18 protein-coding genes are annotated in these 22,949 nt (G+C 58.5%); 9 read left to right on the top strand and 9 right to left on the bottom strand.

Features of this window, described 5'->3' with window-relative positions:
- From KA369_17120 to KA369_17110, 3 genes are all read right to left on the bottom strand, one after another.
- On the bottom strand, nucleotides 1-888 hold the full coding sequence (locus tag KA369_17120) for an amidohydrolase (protein ID MBP7737707.1): 888 nt from the start codon (nucleotides 886-888) through the stop codon (nucleotides 1-3).
- A 14-nt stretch (nucleotides 889-902) separates the two neighbouring features.
- Entirely contained in the window at nucleotides 903-1,808 is a 906-nt protein-coding gene (locus tag KA369_17115; GenBank protein ID MBP7737706.1) for an SDR family oxidoreductase, read from the bottom strand.
- 67 nt (nucleotides 1,809-1,875) lie between these two features.
- A complete protein-coding gene (locus tag KA369_17110) occupies nucleotides 1,876-3,711 on the bottom strand; it encodes a long-chain-acyl-CoA synthetase (protein MBP7737705.1) in 1,836 nt (611 codons plus the stop codon).
- Nucleotides 3,712-4,033: 322 nt separating this feature from the next.
- Between KA369_17110 and KA369_17105 the strand changes: the two genes are divergently transcribed.
- The 7 genes from KA369_17105 to KA369_17075 all read left to right on the top strand — a co-directional run bounded on the left by KA369_17105 (nucleotide 4,034) and on the right by KA369_17075 (nucleotide 11,513).
- Entirely contained in the window at nucleotides 4,034-4,888 is an 855-nt protein-coding gene (locus KA369_17105) for an SGNH/GDSL hydrolase family protein (GenBank protein MBP7737704.1), read from the top strand.
- Nucleotides 4,889-4,957: 69 nt separating this feature from the next.
- Nucleotides 4,958-6,034 (top strand): XdhC family protein, encoded by a 1,077-nt coding sequence (locus tag KA369_17100; GenBank protein MBP7737703.1) that lies wholly within the window; start codon nucleotides 4,958-4,960, stop codon nucleotides 6,032-6,034.
- On the top strand, nucleotides 6,021-6,626 hold the full coding sequence (locus tag KA369_17095; GenBank protein ID MBP7737702.1) for a nucleotidyltransferase family protein: 606 nt from the start codon (nucleotides 6,021-6,023) through the stop codon (nucleotides 6,624-6,626). The genes KA369_17100 and KA369_17095 overlap by 14 nt, the downstream gene beginning before the upstream one ends.
- A gap of 60 nt (nucleotides 6,627-6,686) precedes the next feature.
- Entirely contained in the window at nucleotides 6,687-7,892 is a 1,206-nt protein-coding gene (locus KA369_17090) for an MFS transporter (protein ID MBP7737701.1), read from the top strand.
- A gap of 26 nt (nucleotides 7,893-7,918) precedes the next feature.
- Nucleotides 7,919-10,204, top strand: coding sequence for a xanthine dehydrogenase family protein molybdopterin-binding subunit (locus tag KA369_17085; protein ID MBP7737700.1), 2,286 nt, complete (start codon nucleotides 7,919-7,921; stop codon nucleotides 10,202-10,204).
- Complete coding sequence (locus KA369_17080) at nucleotides 10,201-10,677, top strand: (2Fe-2S)-binding protein (GenBank protein ID MBP7737699.1); 477 nt, start codon at nucleotides 10,201-10,203, stop codon at nucleotides 10,675-10,677. The genes KA369_17085 and KA369_17080 overlap by 4 nt, the downstream gene beginning before the upstream one ends.
- A complete protein-coding gene (locus tag KA369_17075) occupies nucleotides 10,674-11,513 on the top strand; it encodes a xanthine dehydrogenase family protein subunit M (GenBank protein MBP7737698.1) in 840 nt (279 codons plus the stop codon). The genes KA369_17080 and KA369_17075 overlap by 4 nt, the downstream gene beginning before the upstream one ends.
- Before the next feature lie 11 nt (nucleotides 11,514-11,524).
- Here KA369_17075 and KA369_17070 read toward each other — a convergent pair whose 3' ends face one another.
- The 4 genes from KA369_17070 to KA369_17055 form a co-directional block, all read right to left on the bottom strand.
- Entirely contained in the window at nucleotides 11,525-12,544 is a 1,020-nt protein-coding gene (locus KA369_17070) for a hypothetical protein (GenBank protein MBP7737697.1), read from the bottom strand.
- 44 nt (nucleotides 12,545-12,588) lie between these two features.
- Complete coding sequence (gene hisC, locus KA369_17065; GenBank protein MBP7737696.1) at nucleotides 12,589-13,710, bottom strand: histidinol-phosphate transaminase; 1,122 nt, start codon at nucleotides 13,708-13,710, stop codon at nucleotides 12,589-12,591.
- Complete coding sequence (locus KA369_17060) at nucleotides 13,710-15,020, bottom strand: hypothetical protein (protein ID MBP7737695.1); 1,311 nt, start codon at nucleotides 15,018-15,020, stop codon at nucleotides 13,710-13,712. Before KA369_17060 ends, hisC begins: the two co-directional genes overlap by 1 nt.
- Nucleotides 15,021-15,271: 251 nt before the next feature.
- The gene (locus KA369_17055) at nucleotides 15,272-16,678 is read right to left on the bottom strand and encodes a hypothetical protein (GenBank protein ID MBP7737694.1); all 1,407 of its coding nucleotides are present in this window, start codon (nucleotides 16,676-16,678) and stop codon (nucleotides 15,272-15,274) included.
- Nucleotides 16,679-17,062: 384 nt separating this feature from the next.
- Between KA369_17055 and KA369_17050 the strand changes: the two genes are divergently transcribed.
- Nucleotides 17,063-20,857: a PAS domain S-box protein gene (locus tag KA369_17050; GenBank protein MBP7737693.1), complete on the top strand. Its 3,795-nt coding sequence runs from the start codon at nucleotides 17,063-17,065 to the stop codon at nucleotides 20,855-20,857.
- 21 nt (nucleotides 20,858-20,878) lie between these two features.
- Here KA369_17050 and KA369_17045 read toward each other — a convergent pair whose 3' ends face one another.
- Nucleotides 20,879-21,526: a hypothetical protein gene (locus KA369_17045; protein MBP7737692.1), complete on the bottom strand. Its 648-nt coding sequence runs from the start codon at nucleotides 21,524-21,526 to the stop codon at nucleotides 20,879-20,881.
- Between the two features lie 188 nt (nucleotides 21,527-21,714).
- Entirely contained in the window at nucleotides 21,715-21,900 is a 186-nt protein-coding gene (locus tag KA369_17040; protein MBP7737691.1) for a hypothetical protein, read from the bottom strand.
- Nucleotides 21,901-22,245: 345 nt separating this feature from the next.
- Here KA369_17040 and KA369_17035 point away from each other — a divergent pair, with 345 nt between their 5' ends.
- Complete coding sequence (locus KA369_17035; protein MBP7737690.1) at nucleotides 22,246-22,917, top strand: TetR family transcriptional regulator; 672 nt, start codon at nucleotides 22,246-22,248, stop codon at nucleotides 22,915-22,917.
- The last annotated feature ends 32 nt before the right edge of the window (nucleotides 22,918-22,949 follow it).

The raw sequence follows: 22,949 nt of genomic DNA, 5'->3' as shown, positions 1-22,949 counted from the left end.
TCAGGCAATCCCCGCGATCTCCTGGAAATTGCCTCCCAGCAGGAGCTGCCGCACCTCCGGTGACGGGAACAGCCTTTCAATCCGCCGCTTGATATATGAAAAATCAAACTTCCTGTCTCTGGCGCGGATGCCATAGGGACCGTCGGTGCCAAAGAGGCATCGCTCCGCGCCGAGGTACTCGACCGCCTGCCGTGTGGCGCTGTCGCCCACGTAGGAGGTCTGGGACAGGTCGACAAATATATTGGGCCTGTTTTTAATCGATTCCCACGTGGACCTGTAGCCGGGAAACCCCGCGTGGGCCAGGATCAGCCTGAGATCAGGCGCCTTGTCCGCAAGTGCGAGAAAATCCCCATGGCTTTCATAACCGGCATGGATCAGGAGGGGCTTGCCTATAGCGGCAAGGACCTTCGCCGCGGGAAGGAGCTTTTCCGGGGGATACCGGTGCCAGAACGGATGGGCCTTTCCGCCGACAAATCCGGGATGCCCCATCCATTTTTTCAATTCCTCAACCTGGTCCGTCGCCGATTCGGGCGATACAAAGGCCCAGCCGTAAAATCGATCGGGATACCTGTCAACGGCATCGAAAATAATTGTATTGTCCGGCTCCGGATATATGGCGTATACCCTTCCGGTTATCTTTACATTGCCTTCGGGGGTGAAATCCTCCACGAAACCGCGGCCGATTTTTTTGGTCAGGGCGTTGAATAACAGAGCGTTCACAATTTTAACGAGGGGCACGGGCGGTTCCTCGATCGGATCGCTCACGGGGGCCATCAGGGCGACCCTGTCGATGCCGCAGGCGTCCATTCTTCGGATCATTTCCTCAATGGTGAGAAAGCGTTCTTCCAAATGATAATGGCAATCGATGACCATGGCATCTACCCCCATGTCAATGATTTCCGCTACGAGAAGAGCGGCGACATGTAGCTGAAGGTTTCCACGTTCGTAACGTTCTTCGCCCCGTCCATGCTCGATATCTCGGCGAATCGTTCGCGGATCTCCTCGGCCGGGATGTCCCTGCGACCGTCGCCGATGCAGAGGCCCTTCCCGCACACGATCTCCGTCCTGGCGTACCATCCCGCTCCCATGGCGAATATCGATCCGTTTTCGGCGCACCCCTCGTGACAGAGGTATATGACCATGGGCACGTTGAACTTCGGATGGAGCCGCTCCGCTATGTTCGGGGGAAAGATCTCCGCCGTCATGCGCGACGCCGCCGTGGGGGCCACGGCGTTGAAATGGATGTCGTATTTCTTGTTCTCCACCTTCAGGACGTTCATGAGGCCCACGACGCCCATCTTGGCCGCGCCGTAATTGCTCTGGCCGAAGTTGCCGAAGAGGCCCGACGTCGACGTGGTCATTATGATCCTTCCGTAATTCCGGTTCCTCATGACCTCCAGCGCCGGCCTGGTCACGCAGTAGGCGCCGCGCAGGTGAACGCTGATGACCGCGTCCCATTCCTCTACGGTCATTTTCAGGAAATTCTTGTCCCTGATTATGCCCGCGTTGTTCACGAGGACGTCCACCCCGCCGAAGGCCTCCATGGCCGTGGCCACGATGGCACGGCCGCCCTCCTCCGTGGCGACGTTGTCATGGTTCGCCGCGGCCGAGCCGCCGGCGGCCCGGATCTCCTCAACGACTAGATCGGCGGCGCTGCTGTTCACGCCGGAGCCGTCCCGGGAGCCGCCGAGGTCGTTGACCACGACGTTGGCTCCCCTGCGGGCGAATTCCAGGGCGTATTCTCTTCCTATTCCGGCGCCGGCGCCTGTTATAATTGCCGTCCTTCCGTTAAACAGCAGGTCCATGATAGGTTCTCCTTTTCTCATCGTTGTCGCTCGACGAAATGACAGTGTTGCATTTCAAAACTCTTGACATCTAAAACCTGTATTTACCGTCCATGATACCCTTATAAATCGCGTCATCGACCGGCACATAGGTGTCCGCGCCGGGCAGGAGGACATAAAGATCGCCCTGTACCCTGGCGGGATCGTAGCCTTCAGACTTCAGGGCGGTCTTTTTGATCTTGTGGGTGGGTGTCCATTCGAAATCATTTACAAAGCGGATGAAGAGCGGCACCGCGTACTTGGGCAGGGCCGACCTGAGGTGCGCCGTCAGGGCGTTGAGGTCGATCGTTTTGCCCTCTTCCCGTATGGTGGCAGCCATGCCCGCCTTGCCGTCGCCATGGGGCATCGCGATGCCGTACACGGCCGATGACTTCACGCCGGGAAACGAATCGAGGGCCTTTTCCACCTCCATGGTGGCCACATTTTCCCCTTTCCACCTGAAGGTGTCGCCCAGCCGGTCGACGAACTGCGCCTGGCCGAAGCCCATGTTCCGGAGCATGTCCCCGGAATTGAACCACATGTCGCCTTTTTTAAAGACGTCCCGGATTATCTTTTCCTCAGTCTTCTTTTTATCGCTGTAGCCGGCAAAGGGCGTTTTCTCCGATATCTGCATGATGCAGAGGCCGGGCTCCCCCTTTTTTGCCCTGAGGGCCATGCCGTTCTCGCCGCGCATGACGCAATCGTTCTCCACGTCATATTTCACGATGGCGCCGGGGGTCAGGCTCATGCCGACCGAATAATCGAAATTTATGATGTTGGTCAGGACACCGACTCCCTCCGCCGCCCCGTAAAACTCGAAGATCTTCTTTATGCCGTACCGCTTCTTGAAGCGCTTCCAGATATCGGGCCGAAGGCCGTTTCCTATGACGTATTTCAGCGGGGTCCTGTCCTGGCCCTTCACGTCGGGCTGGGCCATCAGGTATCGGCACACCTCGCCGATATAGATGAAATGGGTGGCGTTGAATTTCCTGACATCGTCGAGGAAGTTGCTGGCGCTGAACTTTCTCCGGATCGCCACCGCGGCGCCGCTGTACAGCGCCGGCGGCCAGCCCACGGTCAGGGCGTTGGTGTGAAAAAACGGCAGGGGCACGTAGATGGTGTGCCTGGGCCGGACCGCGGTGACGACCCTGCCCCACCAGAACATGGCGGACAGGGCCCGCTTGTTGATGATGACCGCGGCCTTGGGAAGCCCGCCGGAGGTGCCGGAGGTGTACACGTAGGCAAGGCGGTCCTTGACGGTAATTCCCTTGGTCTCGGGAGGATTGTCCGCCGCCATGGTCAGGAGAAGTCCGGTTATATCGTTCTTATCCTGTAGCTTGTTGATCGCCGGGTCTTTTATATAACAGAGGAACGATCCCGCGGTGTCGATCGCCCCTTCCACATCTTTCACGAAATCGTAACATTCCTCTCCGACGACGATGACCTTTCCTTTATTGAGGTTGAAGCTGTGGACCAGGGAATCGCCCCGCTGGTTGATGTTGATCATGGAGCACACGGCGCCGATCTTGGAGCACCCGCAGTAGAGGACCAGGAGCTCGGGCCTGGTATCGATGCAGACGGTGACCGTGTCACCCTTGAGGACGTTTTTCGTTTTTAGAAAGTTCGCGAATTGATTCGCCTTTTCATTCAATTCCCGGTATGTGAGCGAGCCGTCGTGGGACTTGACCGCCATGCGGTCAGGATACTTCGCCGCTATGGTCTCGACCATGAGGCCCCAGGACATGTTCTTCTTCCCGCCTATCATGCCAAAGCCCTTAATGGCGTGATAGGCGATATAGGGAATGCGGACCATGAAGGGCACGAATTTGGCGATGAATTCGACCGCTGATATTTTTTGCCTGAATTGGTTTGTAGATGTGTCGCTCATCGATAGCCTCCTTACAATAATGATATGCCCACTTTCCCCGCTGTCTTCAATCCCGATTCATGACTTCTTCATTCACGGGCCGTAACAGATTCAAAATAATGAAAGGGACGGGGATTTGTCAATATTTTTTTAGAACACGTTCTATTTTTATCCATCCCCCCATTGCCGGAGAGCGGCAACTGTTCCGGAAGCGGGCACTGAGGGGCGCGTTCCCATAAAAAGGTGTTTGCCTTTGTCGCCCTGCCCGCTTAGAATATCCTTTAAGGGCATGCACTGCCGCGCCACCTGCGGATGCCCGAAAAAAAATCAGGAGAGGAATATCATGATCAAGAAAGCGATACTCGCCATCCTTGCCATTGCCGCAGCCGGCGGCCTCCTCGTGGGGAACGCCTATTACCAGGCCGTAAAAACGCCTTCGAACAATGTCGAGGGGACGCTTAAAACGGCTGTCGGATCTGACAAGAAGATCGCGGTCTGCCTCGGCGACAGCATCACCCACGGCACCGTCAGCTTTGATTACGTGAAGCACCTCTCCGATGACCCGGCATTGCGGGACTTCGTCTTCGTCAACGAAGGGATCAACAGCAGGCTGGCGTACCACCTGCTGCCCCTCGTCGGCAGGGTGGCGGCCCTGAAACCGCGCTATATTTTCATTCTGATCGGCACCAATGACCTGAAGGGGTCCCTTTCGAAGGAGGAATACCGCCGCTACGATGAGCTATGGAGCCTCCCCCAAAGACCGACAAAGAAATGGTTCACCGAAACCTATAAACTTCTGGTGGACGAGCTCAAGGCAAAAACAGGGGCGCGGATCACCCTCATATCCATACCGCCCCTGGGAGAGCGGGCCGACAGCGAACCCTTCAGGCTTGCCGCCGATTATTCAAAGGCGATAAAGGAGATCGCGTCGGAGAAGAAGGTGTCGTATATCCCCCTCAATGAAATCCTTTCCGCAGAGCTTGACCGGCGGGGAAAGAAGGACGTGAAGCCCTACAGCATGGACGAGGGATTCATGTACAGATCGATCGCGAAGCGCTATCTCCTGCGCAAGACCTGGGACACTATCTCCGACGACCGGGGACTGCTCTTCATGCCCGACAATATTCACCTGAACGAGCGGGGCGGAAAGATACTGGCGGAACGGATAAAAATGACACTGACAGGACCGGGTAAATGACAGTCATGGATCAGGAGATGCCGGTCATCAAATCGTACGCATTTTCATCTTAAGGAGGGGTAAACGCCCATGAGCAACAGATCGGGGGCGCCGCGGCTTTTTCGCCATATCGACACTCTGCTGGATTCGGATGAGCCCTTTGCGACGGCCACCATCATCGATAAAACAGGCTCCGGCCCGAGGGACAGGGGGGCCCGCATGGTCATAACCGAATCGGGAAAGACCTTCGGGAGCGTCGGCGGCGGACTCCTCGAATCGGCAATATTGCGAATGTCCGGCGAGGTTATATCCTCCCGCAGGGCCGCCCTGGTGCGTTTTTCACTGGACGGAGAAATTGTCGACGCTTCGGCCATGGCCTGCGGCGGCCTGATGGAAGCACTTATCGAACCCCTTGACCGGACCATGGCCGGGCCCCGCGCCGTATTCGGTAAAATCGCGGAACGCCTCGCCCTCAGGAAAAGAAGCTTCATTGTCACAGCCATCGACGACGCCGGCGCCAGCGGAGTCCAAACGCGCACCGCCCTCCTGGGAGAGGAGGGATTCATCGCCGGGGACCCGGAGGCGCTGAAGGATATCGAAGGGAACGTCGTTGAAACGGAGGCGCCCCTGACGGTCCCGGAAAGGGGGGGGTCCCTTCGCCGCTATATCGAGCCGGTGAAGCCGGCGGACACGGTCTATCTCTTCGGCGCAGGGCATATCTGCCGGAGCCTGGAGCCGCTCTGCAGGCTGGTCGGATTCGAAACCTGCGTGATCGACGACCGCGCGGATTTCGCCTGCCCCGCCCTGTTCCCCGGGGCGGACCGGATCATTCTTGCTGCATCCTACGACGGCGCCTTCGATGACATCGTCATAGACGGGAACGCCGCCCTGGTCATCGTCACGCGGGGCCACGCCTTCGATGCCGCCGTTCTCTACCGGGCCCTTCGGTCCGAAGCGGGATACATCGGCATGATCGGCAGCGCCCGCAAGCGCGAGGTCTGCTACGCGGAGATGCGCAGGCGCGGTCTCGGTGACGGCGATATCGCCAGGGTTCGCTGCCCCGTGGGCCTTCCCATCGGCGCGGAAACCCCGGAGGAAATCGCGGTAAGCATCGTAGCCGAGCTGGTGTCAACCCGGTCCGCCAGAGAGACCCATGCCGCGGAATGACGGAATCGCCGCGGTCGTGCCTGCCGCGGGCCGCTCCTCCCGCGCGGGCGCCTTCAAGCCGCTCCTCCCCATGGGAGATAAAACCGTGCTGGAACGGGTCATAGACACCCTGCGCTCCGCCGGCGTGGAGATCATCGTCGTGGTCATCGGGCACAACAGGGAAATGATGATCCCGGAGGCGGAGCGCCTGGGCGCTTCATGGGCCCTGAACGAATACCCTGGCGGCGACATGCTCTCCTCGGTGCGGGCCGGCGTGCGGGCCCTGCCCGTATCGGCGCGAAAATTCTTCCTCCTGCCCGCGGACATGCCGATGGTCAGGGAAGGCACCCTGCGGGCCCTCATGGAGCTGTCGGACCGCGATGGGTCCGCCGTGGTCTACCCGGTTCTTGACGGCAGGAAGGGACATCCTCCCCTCATCGACATGGGCTGCGCTCCGGCGATACTCGCTCACGAAGGCGGAGGCGGCCTCCGGGATATCCTGTCCCTCTTCGGGACGTCATCGTCATATCTCCCCTGCGGCGATCCGGGCGTACTCATGGACATCGACACCATGGCGGATTACAGGTCATGCCTGGACCTGCTAAAGAGTTGACGGGAGAAACCGGCATAGTAAAATCAACAGCGGCACCGGAATCCAGCCCGGAACACGTCAATGACACAAAAGCTTTTCACGAAAGAATTCATAGCCCTCAACGCGGTAACCCTGTTCGCCTTTTTCAACATGGCCGTGTTCTACGGCTTCTACAATTACCTCGGCACCATCGGGATTCCCCGGGACCTGAGGGGCGTGATCCTCGGCATTGAGCCGATGACCGCCTTCATCCTGCGCCCCTTCGTCATGACCCGGCTTCATGCCCGGAACTCACACCGGGTCATGCTCCTGGGACTGGGCCTGCTGGCCGCGTGCCTCTGCTCCTATTCGTGGGCCCTGTCGATCCCGACCCTGGCGCTGCTCCGCCTGATCCACGGGGCCGCCTTCGTCCTGCTCATCTCCGCCAGCTTCACCCTGGTGGTGAATTTCATCCCGGCTGAGCGAAGCGGCCAGGGCTTCGGCGTGATCAGCACCGTCACCCTCATCCCCTACGCGGTCATGCCCATGCTCGCCGAGGCCCTCTCGCGGGTCACCGGGAGCCAGGCGCGGATCTACGCGATCATTTCCCTGTTCGCGCTCCCCGCCCTGGGCCTGCTCCTGGCGGCGAAGAAGGGGATCGACGCTGCCCTTGAGGCGAACCCGGCCGCGGCCTCATCCAGGCCGGACGGCGCGGCCCTCCGCAGGAACCTGGCCGATCCGAGGATCATGGTCATGCTCGCCGCCTATGTCATGTTATATTTCTCCCACGCCACAGTTTTCTATTTCATGAAAGACCGCGCGGCCGGGCTCGGCGGAAACGCCGTGGGCTGTTTTTTCGCCGTCTCCACCGCCGTCATCATCGGTGTCCGGGCCCTCGGCGGCGTGTTTTTCGACAGGATCGGGAAGCTTCCCGTCGCGGGCGCTTTCCTGATCCTCCTTATCGCCTCGTTCACCGCCATGGTCCGCGTCGTTTCGCCCGAATGGCTTACCGGCGTCGCCGCGATGTACGGCCTCTCCATCGGGGTCGCGCTGCCCCTCATGAACGCCGTGATGTTCGGCCTCTCGCCGGCCGGACTCCGGGGATTCAATACGAACCTCACCCTCTTCATGATGGACGCGGGCTATTTCATCAGCCCCTTCCTGGGAGGGCATCTCATCGCTTCGGGCATGCCCGTCAGCTCCCTCTTCATCCTGTGCGCCTGCCTGGCCGCGGCCTGCCTGGTCTGCCTGGCCGCGGTCGGCATGATGAAGGGGAACAGGAAAAACCCGGAAGAAACCGGTGTCTAAAGGAAGCAAACCATATGAGTAACGGCATGAACAGCATAGGCAGGGGTCAGCCCCGATTCGACGCGGAAGCCAAGGTACGGGGCGTCGAGCGCTACGCCTTCGACAGTCATCCCGCGGACACCCTCTGGGCCGGCGCGGTGCGGGCGGGCGTGCCGAGCGGAAGGATACGCGGCGTCGACTCATCCGCGGCCGCCGCCCTGCCCGGCGTGATCGCAGTCCTTACGGCAAAGGACGTGCCCGGCACCAACCTGCAGGGCATCGTCCACAAGGACCAGCCGGTCCTGGCCGGGGACCGCGTCCGCCATTGCGGCGATCCCGTGGCCCTGGTGATCGCCACTGACCGGGAAACCCTCGGGCGCGCCCGCTCCCTGGTCAGGGCGGACATCGAGGAAACGCCGGCGGTTTTCGATCCCGAGGAGGCGCTGAGGCCCGGCGCTCCCGCGGTGCACGATCAGGGAAACCTGCTGCTCAGCGCCCTCATAGAAAAGGGAGACACGACCGCCGCCTTCAAGGAGTGCAATATCATACTGGAACAATGCTTCGAAGTGCCCTTCCAGGACCACGCCTTCATCGAGGGGCAGTGCGGCACCGCGCGTCTCGGCGAGGACGGGCGCATCACCATAACAGTATCCACCCAGGCCCCTTTCAGGGACCGCTTCGAGATTTCCCATGCCCTGGGAATCGGCATAGACCGGATTCATGTGATCGCCCCCTTCCTCGGCGGCGGCTTTGGCGGCAAGGACGGCGCCACGGTCCAGTGCCTTCTCGCCCTGGCGGCCCTCCACGCGGGCGGGCGTCCCGTCTCCATGCGGTGGGACCGTGAGGAGGCCTTCGTCGCCGGATACAAGCGCCATGGGGCCCGCATGTATTACCGGCTCGGCGCCTCGTCCAGGGGAAAACTCGCGGCCCTGGAATGCCGCCTCTACTATAACACGGGCGCCTACGCCCACCTGGGCGGCGAGGTGATGGAGCTGGGAATGGAACACGCCGGCGGACCCTACGCCATCCCCCACACGCGCATCGAGGGATGGTGCGTGTACACGAACAATCCCGTGGCAGGGGCCATGCGCGGCTTCGGCGTGTGCCAGGTAAGCTTCGCCTTCGAAGGTATGATGGACCTCCTGGCCGCCAGGATCGGCATGGACCCACTGGAGCTGCGCATCGCCAACGCCCTCGGGGCGGGAGACCGGAACTGCGTCGGCGTCACCGTGTCCTCCTCCATCGCGCTGCGCCAGTGCCTGGAGGCGGTCAGGAGCGATCCCCTCTGGAAGGAGCGGGAGCGATGGAAGTCCTCGGCCGGGCTCTTCAGGCGCCGCGGCACGGGCATCGCCGCGGTCTTCAACGCCATGGGCTACGGCAGGGGCCTCCCCGACGCGGCCATCGCCAAGATAGAGCTCACGCCGCGCGGAACCATCCGCGTCTACAACGGCATTTCCGACATGGGCCAGGGCAATTCCAGCACCTTCGTTCAGATCGCCGGCGCCATCCTCAACCAGGACGCGCCGCGCATGGAGCTGGAACAGCCGGACACCGACCGCGCCCTGCCCTCGGGCTCCTCCTCGGCCAGCAGGACGACCTACACCTATGCGAACGCCCTCATACCCGCCTGCGAGGACATGAAAAAGCGCCTCTTCCATTGGGCCGCCATGGTCATGCTCGTCGACGACACCGGGACCCTGGACCTTGAGCCGGGCTGCGTGGTCCACCGCCCCACCGGGAAAAGAACGCCGCTGGAATTCCTGGCCGGCATCATGCCCGAAGCGGAGCGCCTCTGCACGAACCGCTTCATCATGCCCGTTGTGCAAAATGTCCCCCGCACGGGGACCTCCTTCCGCCTCGGCTTTCCCCACGAGATATTTTCCTACGCCGCCCATGTCGCGCGGATCGAGATCGACGAGCTCACCGGCGCGGTCACCGTCAGCGATTACGCCGCGGTCACCGACGCGGGGAAGCTCATCAACCCGGCCTCCTTCAACCAGCAGGTACAGGGCGCCGTGGCCCAGGGCATCGGCTACGCCCTGGGCGAGGAGGTGCTCCTCGACCGGGGGCGCATCCTGAACCCGCGCTTTTCCGATTACGCTGTCCCCACGGCCCTGGACGTTCCGGACATCGTATCCCGGTCCGTCGACTCCGAGGAGCCGTCCGGTCCCTGCGGCATGAAAGGCGTGGGCGAGGTGGGGGTCAACGGCCCCCTGCCCGCCATCGCCGGCGCCGTGGGAGACGCCCTCGGCTTCCGCCCCGCGCGCTCCCCCCTGAAGCCGGAGCGGATCATGGGCAGGCACGATGATCATGGCGGAGGAGGAAAGGATTGAAGATTGCATTCATACTGAACGGGACTGAACGAATCGTGGACACCGCGCCGGACCGCCGCGCCGTGGACCTGCTCCGGGACGACCTGGGCCTCACCGGCACCAAGGAGGGCTGCGGCGAAGGCGAATGCGGCGCCTGCACGATCCTGGTGGACGGGACGAGCCGCCTCTCGTGCCTCATGACCGCGGCACAGCTCGGCGGCCGGCGCGTCACCACCATCGAGGGACTCGCCCCGGAGGGAGAGCTCCATCCGGTCCAGGCGGCCTTCATCGAGGCCGGGGCGGTGCAGTGCGGCTTCTGCACGCCGGGCATGGTCCTCTCCGCCGTATCGCTCCTGTCCGCGAACCCGGAACCCACGCGGGAGCAGATACGCGAGGCGCTGAGCGGCAATATCTGCCGCTGCACCGGCTACGTCAAAATCGTGGACGCGGTGGAGCTGGCGGCGCGCCGCCTGCGCGTAGAGGAGGACCGATGAGACCGGTATTCCTCCCCTCTTCGATGGGAGAGCTCTGGACGATCATGGAAGAGAATCCTCGGGCGTCCCTTTTCGCCGGAGGCACTGACCTCCTGGTGCGCCTGCGACGCGGGACCGCCGACCCGCCCTCCCTTATCTGCCTCGAACGGATACCGGAGCTGCAGGGAGTCACTCTTGCAGGATCCACGGTGACCATCGGGGCATGCGCAACCTTTGCCGAGATGCTGAAGGAACCGGCCGCCGCCGCGGTGCCGCCGGTTCTTGCCCGTGCGGTTAGGGAAATCGGCTCCCCCCTGATCCGGGCCATGGGGACTATCGGCGGCAACATCTGCAACGCATCGCCCGCCGGCGATTCCCTGCCGCCCCTCCATGTACTGGACGCGGAGCTGGACCTGGTCTCGGCCCGTGACAGGCGGTGCGTGAAGATAGGCGACTTCATCACCGGCCCGGGCGGGACCTGCCTGCGGCCCGGCGAGGTCCTGGCCTCGGTTAGATTCAAACTGCCAGAAGGCCCCGTGATTCAGCATTTCGAAAAGGTCGGCGCCCGCAGGGCCCTGGCCTGCTCCATCGTGAGCATGGCCGCTTTGGTGCGTCTCTCGGGGAACGGCGTGATCGAAGGGGCCGCCCTGGCCTGGGGCGGCACAGGGCCCGTGATCATACGGTGCGGCGCTGCGGAATCGATACTTGCAGGAAAGCGGCTTACGGAGGAAACCCTGTCCGCCGCCGCCGGGACGGCGCGGGAAGCGGTGATGCCCATTGACGATCTGCGCGGCGGGGCCGCCTACCGCCGTAAGGTGGCCGGCAACCTCCTCATGCGCCTCCTGGAATACGCCTGATCGCCGGGCCGTCAGCCGCCGGTGACGGCGCGCCAGTCTTCGAAAACCAGGTCCCGTATCCTCCTGGCACGGTCGCTGTGAAGATGAATGGCCTCCCAGTCCGGCGTACCGTGCGTCTTCTGCATGAGGAGCCCGTCATCGTCGAACCAGCGCGGCAGGGGTCCGCCGAAGAAGTAGCCCATGGAGCGAAGGATCTCCACCGCCCCGCCGATCCAGGGTTTGGTCAGCTTCAGGCGCACCTGGGTGACGGCCATGTTCTTTACCTTCAGATCCTCTTCCAATTCCTCCATGCTCTTCCTGAAATCGGAACCGCACTCGTCCACGTTGATCCGCGCCACCCGGGCGAATTCGAGGAGCTGCACGTCCCGCACCGTCGCGATCCCCGGCAGTTCCCCGGCCGCCGGGCGGATCATCCGGGAATCGTCAAGCCCACCGTAGATCCAGGCCAGGGCGTCTTCGTAGGCGCGGGGAGCATGAATATCCATGGTACGGGGCCTGTAACATATGAATGAGTTGATAGCGGCCACGCGGCCCCCGGCGCTCTTTTCTTTTTCATAGGCTTCGGAGGGCATCAGGTCAACTTCCAGGGCGGTCTCGACAGCCCCGTGCCGCAGCACCGCCTTCTGCATGAATACATGATTGCATACCGCCTCGCCCCACAACTCCTCCATGCCGAGGCGGGCCGCCAGGTCCTTTGACTTGTAGATGAAATCCAGGATATCCTCGTTGATGCCCATCTTGCGGTATTGGGGCAGCACCAGGCCCGCGCCGTTCTCATAGAGGCCGCGGTAGGGAGAGCTCCGGAACAGGGAACACTGTCCTGCGAGGGAGCCGTCTTCCATAACGGCCACGATGGAATAGCTCTCCCCCTTTTCAAAGGCCTCGATTATCTTTTCCGGATCGTAGACGAACCGGGCCGGGTAGCCGTCGCCGTACACGGCGCGGAAGAGCTTCGTGATCTGCGGCGCGTCCTCGCGCCGGAAGAGCCTCACGGTGTGCCGTTTCCCCTCGTTCATTTCAACAGGCGCCATGGGCACCTCCTTATAGTGTCAGCGCGGTTTCAAGGGCGCCGCCGTCATGCCGGTTGGCGGGTGATCGCGGCCAGGGACTCCACGAGTGCCTCATGGGCCTCAGGTGTCGTGATGGTGACGCGTATATAATTGGGAAACCGGAACCCGGTCATGCTGCGCACCATGACGCCGTGGGTCATGAGCTTCCGGTAGGCCAGGCCGTCGCTCATGCCGAGGCGTACCATGAGGAAGTTCCCCTCGGCGCAATGGTGCTCCAGCTTCAGGAGACCGAGCTCCCTGGTCAGGAAGGCCTTGCCGTCGCGCACCATATGCCTCGTACGAAGGATGTGCTCCCCGTCGCCGAGGGAGGCGATCGCCGCCTCCTGGGCCAGGCCGTTGACGGAATAGACCACGCAGGTCCTGCGGATGATGTCCACGACCTCCTTCGATCCGGCCAGGTACCCTATCCTGAGGCCCGCCAGGGCGTACATCTTCGAAAAGGTGCGGAACACCACCAGGTTCGGATACTCGGCGATGAGGCCCATGCAGTCCGGGTAATCCTCCCGGTCCACGAACTCGAAATAGGCCTCGTCGACCACGACGATCTGCCTTCCCCGCACCGCGTCGAGAAGGCGGCGGACCCCCGCCCCGGTCACGTAGGTGCCGGTAGGGTTGTTGGGATTGCAGAGGAAGAGTATCTTGGTCCGCCCGTCGATCCTGCCGAGCATGCCGTCTATATCGAAGGCGAAATCCCTGAGGGGCACGAGCTCGGCCCTGAAGCCGGAAAACTGCGCCACCCATTCATACACGGCGAAAGTCTTGTCCGCCGTGATGATGGAATCGCCCTGCTCGCAGAAGGCCTTGATGACGAAGGCGATCACCTCGTTGGCCCCGTTGCCCACGATGAACTGGTCCGGGTGCAGCCCGAACTTCTCCGCCAGCCTGCAGCGCAGGTAATAGGAGTCGCCGCTGGGATAGACCGACGCGCGCGGCGGCGGGAAGCGGCTTATTATCTCACGGGCGGCCTGCGTCGGCCCCAGGGGATTCTCGTTGTTGTTCATGCGGAAGAGGCGCGTGCAGTTGTAGAGGCTCATCAGCTCCGGGTCGGGCTTGCTCGGAGTATAAGGCTCGAAGCAGCGTATGTAATCCGGCACAAGCCTGTCCAGGGAAAATTGACGCGTTTCCATCAGTCCCGCTCCCATGTGAAGACAACCAGGTCGCCGGCTCCCGCGTTCGGCAGCACCATGCGCGGCACGAAGCCAAGCTCCCTGAGCGGCGGCATGAACTCCGTCTGCCAGGCCAGTCCCAGGTCAACCTGGAAAAAGGCGTTCAGGATGTTCTCGCGCCGCGTCAGGTCCTGGTGGGCCGCGATGTTCGCCCCGTTGTCGGTGCCGCTCAGCACCGGGTTCAGGGTGATGAGGGACTGGTCGCCGTCAAAATCGGCCGATATGACGGAGCGGGCGCCCCTGGTCTCGCCATGATTCTGCGCGATCCGGATCTGGCGCGGAAAGACCAGGCGGTCGTACTCGGCGCGGAGATAATCGTCGAAACCGGGGCTGCACCAGACGACGGCGCCCTCATCTTCGCCGATGCTGCGGTAATAAGTGGACGTCAGGAAGGAGCCGCCTTCCCGCCGCTTCATGGAATATGATCCCAGGTGCTCGAAATACCCCGGCGGCGGGACCATGCCGGTCTGCCTGCAAATGAGGCTCTGGGCCTTTGTCCTGGCGATGGCGTTGAGGCATGATTCGATGAGGTCTTTTGCCATTGCTTCCGCGGCCGCCGCGCCAAAGACGAAGGGGCCGAAGCACTCGACGGTTTTTTCCGTCATGGAATGCCACAGGATGCAGCCGCCCAGCTCACCGCGGTGGCCCCGGACGATCCGGGCTTCATAATCGCCGGCGATGACCATGTCCGCGAGCTTGCCGGGAACGGCGAAGGAGCGAGGGCAGCATTCCGCCCCGGACGCGGCACGGAGGGCCTGCGATATCGCCTTGATCTCTTCGGTATCGGGGGCGGTGATTTTATATTGTCCCGTGACCGGCTGCGCGGGCGCGGGCCCGTCGGCCGTTGCCGGGTATTCCTTGTTCTTGGAGATGCTCATGCGGATGTAGTTTTCCCGGTTATAATCCATCTCGAAGCGGTCAACGACCCGGGCCACCACGGCCAGGCCGGCCTCGCTGCTCCGCGCAAAATCCCCGGCGCATACCGGCCGGGCAAGATTCAGGGCGTGGAGATCGAGCTTCGCGAATGGAAAGACGAAATCGATCCTGACAAAATATATCCCCCCGGTGCAGAGGATCCGCGCCTTTGCCGTCGGCGCATATTCACGGCACAGGTACGAGAAGAGCTCATCCGCCGCGGACATGAGGGACCTGGCCTCATCCTCGCCAAGCCCCATGGCCAGGGAGGAGCTTTCAACGTAACTCCTGACAACGCTGCAGTATGCAAGCTCGAATGGCACTGACATCTCGATGACAGACTGTTGGGTCATCATTTCACCTTCGTTATTTACTTTAGATATGAGACGTCCTTGAGAGACGGGGCTGTTCCGCGCGCCTCATTCCCTCTTCCGGTAATACCCGTAGGCCCTTGCCAGGGCCCCCAAGGCCCGCTCCGGCGGCGCCTGCTCATCGGCACATCCGACGATATCATTACAGGGACCGATGCCTTATCAAGGACTTTTCAGGATTACGGCTATCCCGGTGATATGCCGGCGCGGGCCGGAACCGGTCAGTATTTCGTATTTCAATAGATGATCGCATCGATCTCCTCAAATTCCTGGGGAGTAATGAGATCGCATTTGGAATTGAATTCAAGAAATATCGCATATATGAGGGGGTCTATCTTCAGGCTCTTGGTGATAAATTCCTTCTTCATTATAAGTAGCGATTGATAGGCCGATTTCTTTTTCTTGTTTTTCAAGGCGTCAAAAATATCGACCACCTCCAGGATCTTGACCGGCATATAGGCAAGGGCGATGCCGTTGATGAGATCCTTTTCATCGTAGGAGATGTAATACTTGACCTTCGTTTCATCGATCCTGGTCTTGAAGAGCTTGGCGATTATCGGGGCGGTGAAATTGTACCCCCCTTTATCGCTGTAGAGCTCATGGTGGAACGCGGCCATGGCCGGCACCACGAAGGGGTATGACTTCGCGTTCATGATCATGTTGTAGCCGTTCAGAACGTGCTTTCGCACGATCTTTTCGTCATATCCGGCGTCGATCGAATCGTGATAGCTCAGGTCGAGGAGCTTCCCCATGTCGAACAGCAGCGCCCCCATGGCGTAATCCACCAGCTCTTCCGTTTCATCGATCCGCCGGATCCCGTTCTTGAAAACCGTTTCCATGGCTATGTTCTCGATGGGAAGCCTTTTCCTGTAGTAGCGCAGGTATTTCTCCCTGAAAACCGCCCGGATCTTTTTCGTGACCAGCCCCTGGTCGATATAATGGTTGAAGAATATGCAGAAGGCTATGAACTTCAGCATCACGCGGATGATATGATCGAAGGTCAGCGAATGGGTAGAAATATCTTCGATCATGTTAAAATCCGTATATTTCACGAGGCCCGTTTTGAACTGATCGATCAGCATGGTAAGGATCCAGCGGGTTTTCCCCATAATGCCCTGGATGTTGTTTTTCAGGTTCGGCGATTCGGTTATATCCTCGATGTTTGCGTTGTGGGTATAAAAGGTATAGGCGACGATCTCGACCATCTTCACCAGGACGGAGAGATCGAGTTTTTCATTGTTCTCCCTGATATTCTTCATCTGTTCAAGTCCCAGGTCCAGCAGCTCTTCCCTGTCGACAATGGTCATCTTCCGGAAGCGGCCGGTCTGGTCCTTGATATCCCCATACTGCTCTATATGCTTAATGAACGAAGGCACATTTTCTATATGGAGATTATCCAGCGGGTTCTTGTTGACGGGTTTGTCCCTCCAGTCGCGGTGGATATAGAAGGTGATCTCGTCCTGGTTTTCGCCCACATATTGCTCCAGTTTTTCAACCGGTATGGGGACCATGGTGCCGTCGCTTTTTTTTCTCCATACGGGCTTATCCCGGCCGGCTATATGCTGGATATTGTCGGTAATTTCCTTCCTGGTGATGGTGACCAGGCTATTTAATTCTTCAGATGTGATTCCGTCTTGTGACATAATTGTTACATGCTTGCCATGGGATATAAACCGTGAAACCCCTTGTCATTAATATATCGAAAACTTAATCCTTTTTAAATATAAGAACTTTAAAAAATTCTTAATAATCCCATTTCTCGCCGCTCTTTTTTCAATATGTCTTGAATGACCACGATAAGCGGCATAAACTTGTTGTTTTTCTCATTTCATTGTATATTATACTCATGATCTTCTTCATTATCATGGAGGAAGATTTGCGCCATTTACATTAAAATCATCATAGAGCGTTATAAACGCAGCGCTATCATCTCAATGTCTTTCAAAGGTGTCCGCATCGTGTCTTTCAGGTAACCATCCGGCCGTAGTGGTGAAATGAACTGACCCTGGGGCGATCGTGGAGGATATATGGATCTATCATCAAAGACGCTGTTACTCGTCGAAGACGAAGTTATCATCGGGATGTCTGAAGCGAAAACCCTGGAATATGAAGGCTATAATGTCGTTCACGCCCTGTCCGGGGAAGACGCCATCGACCTGTGCTGCCACAGAGACCGCGACATCGACCTTATCCTTATGGACATAGACCTGGGGAGAGGGATCGACGGCACCCAGGCTGCCCAGGAGATACTGAAAGCACACGACATACCCGTGGTATTCCTTTCATCGCATACCGAGAAGGAGATGGTCGACAGGACCGAGAAGATAACATCCTACGGCTACGTGGTCAAGAACAGCGGGGCCACGGTGCTCGCGGCATCGATCAAAATGGCCTTCAAGCTCCATGAGGCTAACATGCTTCTCCGGAACAGCAGCGACAACTTCTCCACCGTGTTTCACGCGAACCCCGATGCCATGCTCATATCCAGGTTAAACGACGGCGCGCTGGTCGACATCAATGCCGCCTTTACAAATCTTATCGGGTATTCCAGGGATGAAGCCGTCGGCCGCTCAGCAGTAAAGGACCTTCGCCTGTGGGTCAACCCGGAGGAACGGCTGAGGATAATGTCGGAAGTGGAGCGAAAGGGGCGTATCGACGGTGTTGAAGCGCCCATTCGCACCAAAGACGATTCCGTAAAGACCCTTCAGATGTCGGCAAGCAAGATCATCTATAATAACGAACCGTGTGTAATCATAGTCACCCGGGACCTTACCGAACGCAAGCGGGCGGAAGAGAAGTTGAACGCCACCTTCCGGCAGATGTATGACATCATCGAGTTCCTGCCCGATCCCACCTTTGTCATCGACAGCGACCGAACAGTCATCTACTGGAACAAGGCCATGGAGGATTTGACCGGTGTAAGAAAGGAAGCGATAATCGGCCAGGGCGATTACGCCTACGCCCTACCCTTTTACCGGGAGCGGCGGCCGATCCTGTTAGACCTCCTTGACTCTCCGTCTGCCGAACTGGAATCGCGATACGGTTCCATAAGTCGCATCGGGAGCAATGTATATGCTGAAACATACATTTCCCATCTGAATGACGGCGGCGGCGCCTATCTCTGGCTCAAAGCAGCTCCCCTCTTTGACTCCGCCGGCGTGCGAATAGGCGCCGTGGAGGTGATTCGCGACATCACCGAGCGAAAGCAATCGGAACAGCTGCTGCGGCAGAGCGAGGAGCGCTTTTCAAAAGCCTTTCATTCAAGCCCGGCGCCCATGGTCATATCGGAGATAGACACGGGCCGGTTCCTCGAGGTGAACGAGCAGTGGCTCAAGCTGACCGGCTACAGAGCCGATGAACTGATCGGCCGCACGAATAAGGAATTGGGAATTACTCCCAACTACGAGGACCGGGAGCGAACGGTTGCCGAGTTGCGCAGGAAAGGGTCTACCAGGGAAGCGCCGATGCGAGTGAAAACAAAATCGGGCGTACTCTGTGACGTGCTCTGGTCCATGGAAATTATCAACCTGGGAGGGCGGGAAGTCATGCTTTCACTGGTCTATGACTTCACTGCCCGTAAAAAAATTGAAGATGAGCTGACTGCCACAAAGGCTCTATTGACCGGTTGTTTCGACCAGACACCGATCCCGATGGCGCTGTTGAGCATGCCCGACCAGGTCATCCGGATAGTCAATTCGGCGTCCCGCGAGCTTCTGGGCATTGATGATGAACCGAGCGTCATAGGCCTTCCATTATCTCAACTGAAGCCGACATGGAGGGAGTATGACGATACGGGCAATCCGATCCCGTTCTCCGAGATTCCGATATCATTGGCCGTGCGGGGAAGCAGGGCGCATAATGAAGAGTATTCCGTTGTCCGCAAGGATGGCTCGCGACGCCGGATACGGGCAAGCGCCGCCCCCATATTCAGCGCTACAGGCGAACAGATCGGTGCGTATCTGGTATTCCCTGATATCACCGACCTGAAGGAGGTCGAGGAGTCGCTGCGCAGGAGCGAGGAGCGTTACCGGCGTTTATTCGAAAACACCATACTGGGAATATTCCAGACAACGGTCTCCGGAGAGCTGGTTTCCGCCAATCCGGCGATGGCATCCTTGACCGGGTATGATTCCCCGGACGAGTTAATCGCTCACCTGGGAAAGGATATCTCGAAAGTTTATGCCGACCCCGAAAACAGGAAAGGCCTTGTCAATATGATAATCGGCAAGGAATCGCTGCGCAAGTTCGAATCCCTGTTCCGCAGGAAGGATGGGAGCACCTTCCCGGTTTATTTATACGCATGGCCGGTATTTGATTCAGAGAACAGGCTGGCATGGATCGAGGGACTGGTTGACGATATAACCGAACGGAAGGCTGCGGAAGAGAGAGTGACCGCGACCTTCCGGCAGATGCATGATATCATCGAGTTCCTGCCCGACCCGACCTTTGTCATCGACCGGGACCACAGGGTTATCTACTGGAACAAGGCCATGGAGGACCTGACCGGCGTCAGAAAGGAAGATATAATCGGCCAGGGCGATTACGCCTACGCTCTTCCCTTTTACCGGGAGCGACGGCCGATCCTGATCGACCTCGTCGATTGTTCCTCCGCGGAAATCGAGTCGAAGTACAGCTACGTGCTTCGAACCGGAAATAATGTTTACGCCGAGATACACGCGGCCCCCCTGAACCAGGGCGCCGGGGCCTATCTCTGGGGAGTGGCTTCGCAGCTCTTTGATTCCGGAGGCCGCAGGATCGGGGCAATCGAGGTAATCCACGATATCACCGAACGGATGAAGATAAAAGACGCTCTCAATGAAAGCGAATCGATGTACCGTCTCCTGGCCGAGAACACCGACGATGTCATCTGGGTTCTTGGCGCCGATATGCGTTTTACCTACGTCAGCCCTTCAATCCATAAACTGATCGGCATGAATCCCGAAGAGGCGCGGACGCTGACACTTGAGGAAATCCTGACTCCGGAGTCGCTGCAAAGGACGCGCGAGCTGTTCAACGGATATCTGGCCGATATGGACAGCGGATCGGATCCCCATGCCCGCATCGAGGTCGAGGAATACCGCAAGGACGGCTCCACGGTCTGGGTGGACAACACCATAAACATATTGCGGGATACCGAAGGGCGGATCATCGGTTTCTTGGGAGTGGCCAAGGATATATCGGAGCGCAAACGGATGGAGGAAGAGCTGGAGAGGTCGCTCAGGCAGAAAGAGACCCTCATGAAAGAGCTCCAGCACCGGGTGAAGAACAATCTCAATCTCATTTCCAGCTTGCTTAATATTGAAATGGAGAAATTACCCGAGGAGAGAAGCCGGCGGGTGTTCATTGACGCCATGTCCCGCATCAATTCGCTGTCCGCCCTCTATGAAAAGCTCGTTCAATCAAATGACCTTGATAATATCGACTTGTCGCTGTATATAGAAGACCTGGCGGACATGGTCATGAAAACATATGCCACGGCCCGGGGGAATATCGGCCTTTCGCTGAACCTGGACAAAGTCAATCTCGACATCAAGCGGGCGGTGCCGATCGGAATCATTCTCAATGAGCTCATTACCAATTCCATCAAATACGCCTTTCCCGCGGGCAAAACCGGCGATATATGCGTCGCCCTCAAAACCGAAGGGGACAGGATCGAGCTCGACGTATCGGACAACGGTGTGGGACTGCCTGAGGACTTCAACCAGGAAAAAACCGAGACCATGGGGTTGAGCCTGGTGAATCTGTTGACCAGGCAGATCGACGCCACCTATACCATCAAGAGCGACAGGGGGACGCAGGTATCGCTGGAATTCGATCTTTAATGTTCCCCATGATACCGGGCATCAGCGATAGGTGTCACTGATCCTGAACAACATGCCGATTTCCCCGAACGCTCCATGGCCGATGGACAGATCAGGCACTTTCGCCGCGGAAACGTTGAACCGGTACCCGCCGTCGATAAAAAAAGTGAACACGTCGCCGGCATTGATATTCAGGCCGATGACGGGGCCCATCTTGAAAAACACCTGCCCGTAGCCGCCGCCCGCGTATCCAAATCCCAGCTGCGGGCCGAGCCAGAGGCGCACTGTTTCCGTTCTCACAACCCCAAACCCGAAGGAGTGGAACATCTGAATATCCCAAACATTGAAATGCCATTTTCCCCGTGATGATATGGGAAGGCCGAAAATATTGGTGCCCCCTCCGGTCTTTTTCACGTCCACGGGACCGAAACCGCCGCCGATGTTCAATCGGTAATTGAACAAGGAATCGCGGGCCACGGCGGAATCTATGACCAGGCCGAAATCCGCCCGGTGCGATTTCGCGACAAAGCGCTCCCGGTAGCCCCAATCGCCGCCCCTGGCCTGTTCATTGAATATGTTCACCGTATAATCATAGGAGCCGTAAAGACCGATCCCCGCGCCCTCGGCGCCGGATGGAAGGTAACAGATCAGGGCGGCAAGAATAAGCAGGCAACAAGGTAGATGTTTCATGGGAACCTCCCGGTAGGATCTTGATTTGCCTGCCGACCTTCAAACATATCTGAACCAGTGACAGGTACTATCTGATTCAGGATACGTTATTAATCCAGCATTATCAATAGTTCATTCCAGAATTGTAATGTAAGAATTAATAATTTTTTCCAGTCAGAATAATTCCTACTCTCATCCTTCTTACGGATTCACGCAAATAGATGCCGCAGATCCTTTTCCACGTTGGCCGCCATGGAATAGAGGTTCGCCTCGGTGACCTCTATCTTCAGTCCCTGGCACATCTTGACAAGAAGCTCCTTCATCCTCTCCTGGGAGTATCTCGTCGATATTCGGGGAAACTGATCTGAATCAAGGTTAAGATTGATGTTTTCCATTGTTTTTCTCCCTCAAATTATACGCTGATCAGATGTCACTACTGATATGCTGTTATGACTGTGCTAATGTTATTTAATATATCAGGGGGGATATGACAGATAGTGTCATACATGAAAGATATCACCTTGTTTTACTGGTTTTGTCATTTCGAACCCCTACCGGGGGTGAGAAATCTTGTTTTAATAATAAATTATCAAGATTTCTCCTCTTCCCGGAATATCGGGATTCGTCGAAATGACATTTTAACGTTTATTATTTGTTGCAAATTCACTATTTCAAATAAGACTTGACATTATATTAACACTGTTAATATAACAGTGTTATATTAACAACATGGGGGATATATGCCGCGGGCTCCGCGACCTACTCATGAAGTCGAGTTCATAAAGAAAAAAATACTCGACACCGCCCTCGAGCTCATCGTCGACAACGGCTTCGAAAAGTTCAGCATGCGCAAACTCGCCTCAAGGCTGGACATGGCGGCCACGACCATCTACAACTATTTCTCCAATAAGGACGAGATCAACCTCATGATCCGCATGCGCGGCTTCGAGCTCCTGTACAGCCGCCTGCAGCGCAGCTACGGCCAGCACCGGGAGCCCCTGGAGCGCTTCAGGGCCATGATGCGCACCTACTGCGAGTTCGGCATAGGCCATCACAATTATTACGACATCATGTTCAACCTGCACACGCCGAAATATCTTGATTACGTCGGCACCCCCCTTGAAGCGACCGCCGCGACCGAGAAGGAGGCGTCGCTGCGCAACTTCGAGATCACGGCCCGGGCCATCGGGGAGATACTGGCACTGCAGGGCCCGGTGGCCCCGGAGACAGTCCGGTACCGGACCATACGGATATGGTGCGACGTCCACGGCATCATCACCCTGCACAACAGCAATCTCATCAAAGAAATAGAGGACAACCCGGCGGCCCTTGTGGACCGCATGATAGAGGACGTCATAGCCCGCTTCCTGGAGATCAACGGCTCCGGGGCGGCCGATGCGGCCCTGCCCTGAAATAAAAAAGCCGCGCCGGGAAAAAAACGTAC

The organism is Spirochaetota bacterium (genome assembly GCA_017999915.1).
In the GTDB taxonomy this organism is placed as follows: domain Bacteria; phylum Spirochaetota; class UBA4802; order UBA4802; family UBA5550; genus RBG-16-49-21.
Note: the sequence above shows the minus strand (reverse complement) of the source record. Positions and strands in the feature narration are given on the sequence as shown.

What these genes read in the sequence shown, in the direction of transcription:
- KA369_17120 (MBP7737707.1), bottom strand. Translation starts at nt 888, where the DNA reads ATGGGGGTAGATGCCATGGTCATCGATTGCCATTATCATTTGGAAGAA.
- KA369_17110 (MBP7737705.1), bottom strand. Translation starts at nt 3,711, where the DNA reads ATGAGCGACACATCTACAAACCAATTCAGGCAAAAAATATCAGCGGTC.
- KA369_17105 (MBP7737704.1), top strand. Translation starts at nt 4,034, where the DNA reads ATGATCAAGAAAGCGATACTCGCCATCCTTGCCATTGCCGCAGCCGGC.
- KA369_17100 (MBP7737703.1), top strand. Translation starts at nt 4,958, where the DNA reads ATGAGCAACAGATCGGGGGCGCCGCGGCTTTTTCGCCATATCGACACT.
- KA369_17095 (MBP7737702.1), top strand. Translation starts at nt 6,021, where the DNA reads ATGCCGCGGAATGACGGAATCGCCGCGGTCGTGCCTGCCGCGGGCCGC.
- KA369_17090 (MBP7737701.1), top strand. Translation starts at nt 6,687, where the DNA reads ATGACACAAAAGCTTTTCACGAAAGAATTCATAGCCCTCAACGCGGTA.
- KA369_17085 (MBP7737700.1), top strand. Translation starts at nt 7,919, where the DNA reads ATGAACAGCATAGGCAGGGGTCAGCCCCGATTCGACGCGGAAGCCAAG.
- KA369_17075 (MBP7737698.1), top strand. Translation starts at nt 10,674, where the DNA reads ATGAGACCGGTATTCCTCCCCTCTTCGATGGGAGAGCTCTGGACGATC.
- KA369_17070 (MBP7737697.1), bottom strand. Translation starts at nt 12,544, where the DNA reads ATGGCGCCTGTTGAAATGAACGAGGGGAAACGGCACACCGTGAGGCTC.
- hisC (MBP7737696.1), bottom strand. Translation starts at nt 13,710, where the DNA reads ATGGAAACGCGTCAATTTTCCCTGGACAGGCTTGTGCCGGATTACATA.
- KA369_17060 (MBP7737695.1), bottom strand. Translation starts at nt 15,020, where the DNA reads ATGATGACCCAACAGTCTGTCATCGAGATGTCAGTGCCATTCGAGCTT.
- KA369_17055 (MBP7737694.1), bottom strand. Translation starts at nt 16,678, where the DNA reads ATGTCACAAGACGGAATCACATCTGAAGAATTAAATAGCCTGGTCACC.
- KA369_17050 (MBP7737693.1), top strand. Translation starts at nt 17,063, where the DNA reads ATGGATCTATCATCAAAGACGCTGTTACTCGTCGAAGACGAAGTTATC.
- KA369_17045 (MBP7737692.1), bottom strand. Translation starts at nt 21,526, where the DNA reads ATGAAACATCTACCTTGTTGCCTGCTTATTCTTGCCGCCCTGATCTGT.
- KA369_17040 (MBP7737691.1), bottom strand. Translation starts at nt 21,900, where the DNA reads ATGGAAAACATCAATCTTAACCTTGATTCAGATCAGTTTCCCCGAATA.
- KA369_17035 (MBP7737690.1), top strand. Translation starts at nt 22,246, where the DNA reads ATGCCGCGGGCTCCGCGACCTACTCATGAAGTCGAGTTCATAAAGAAA.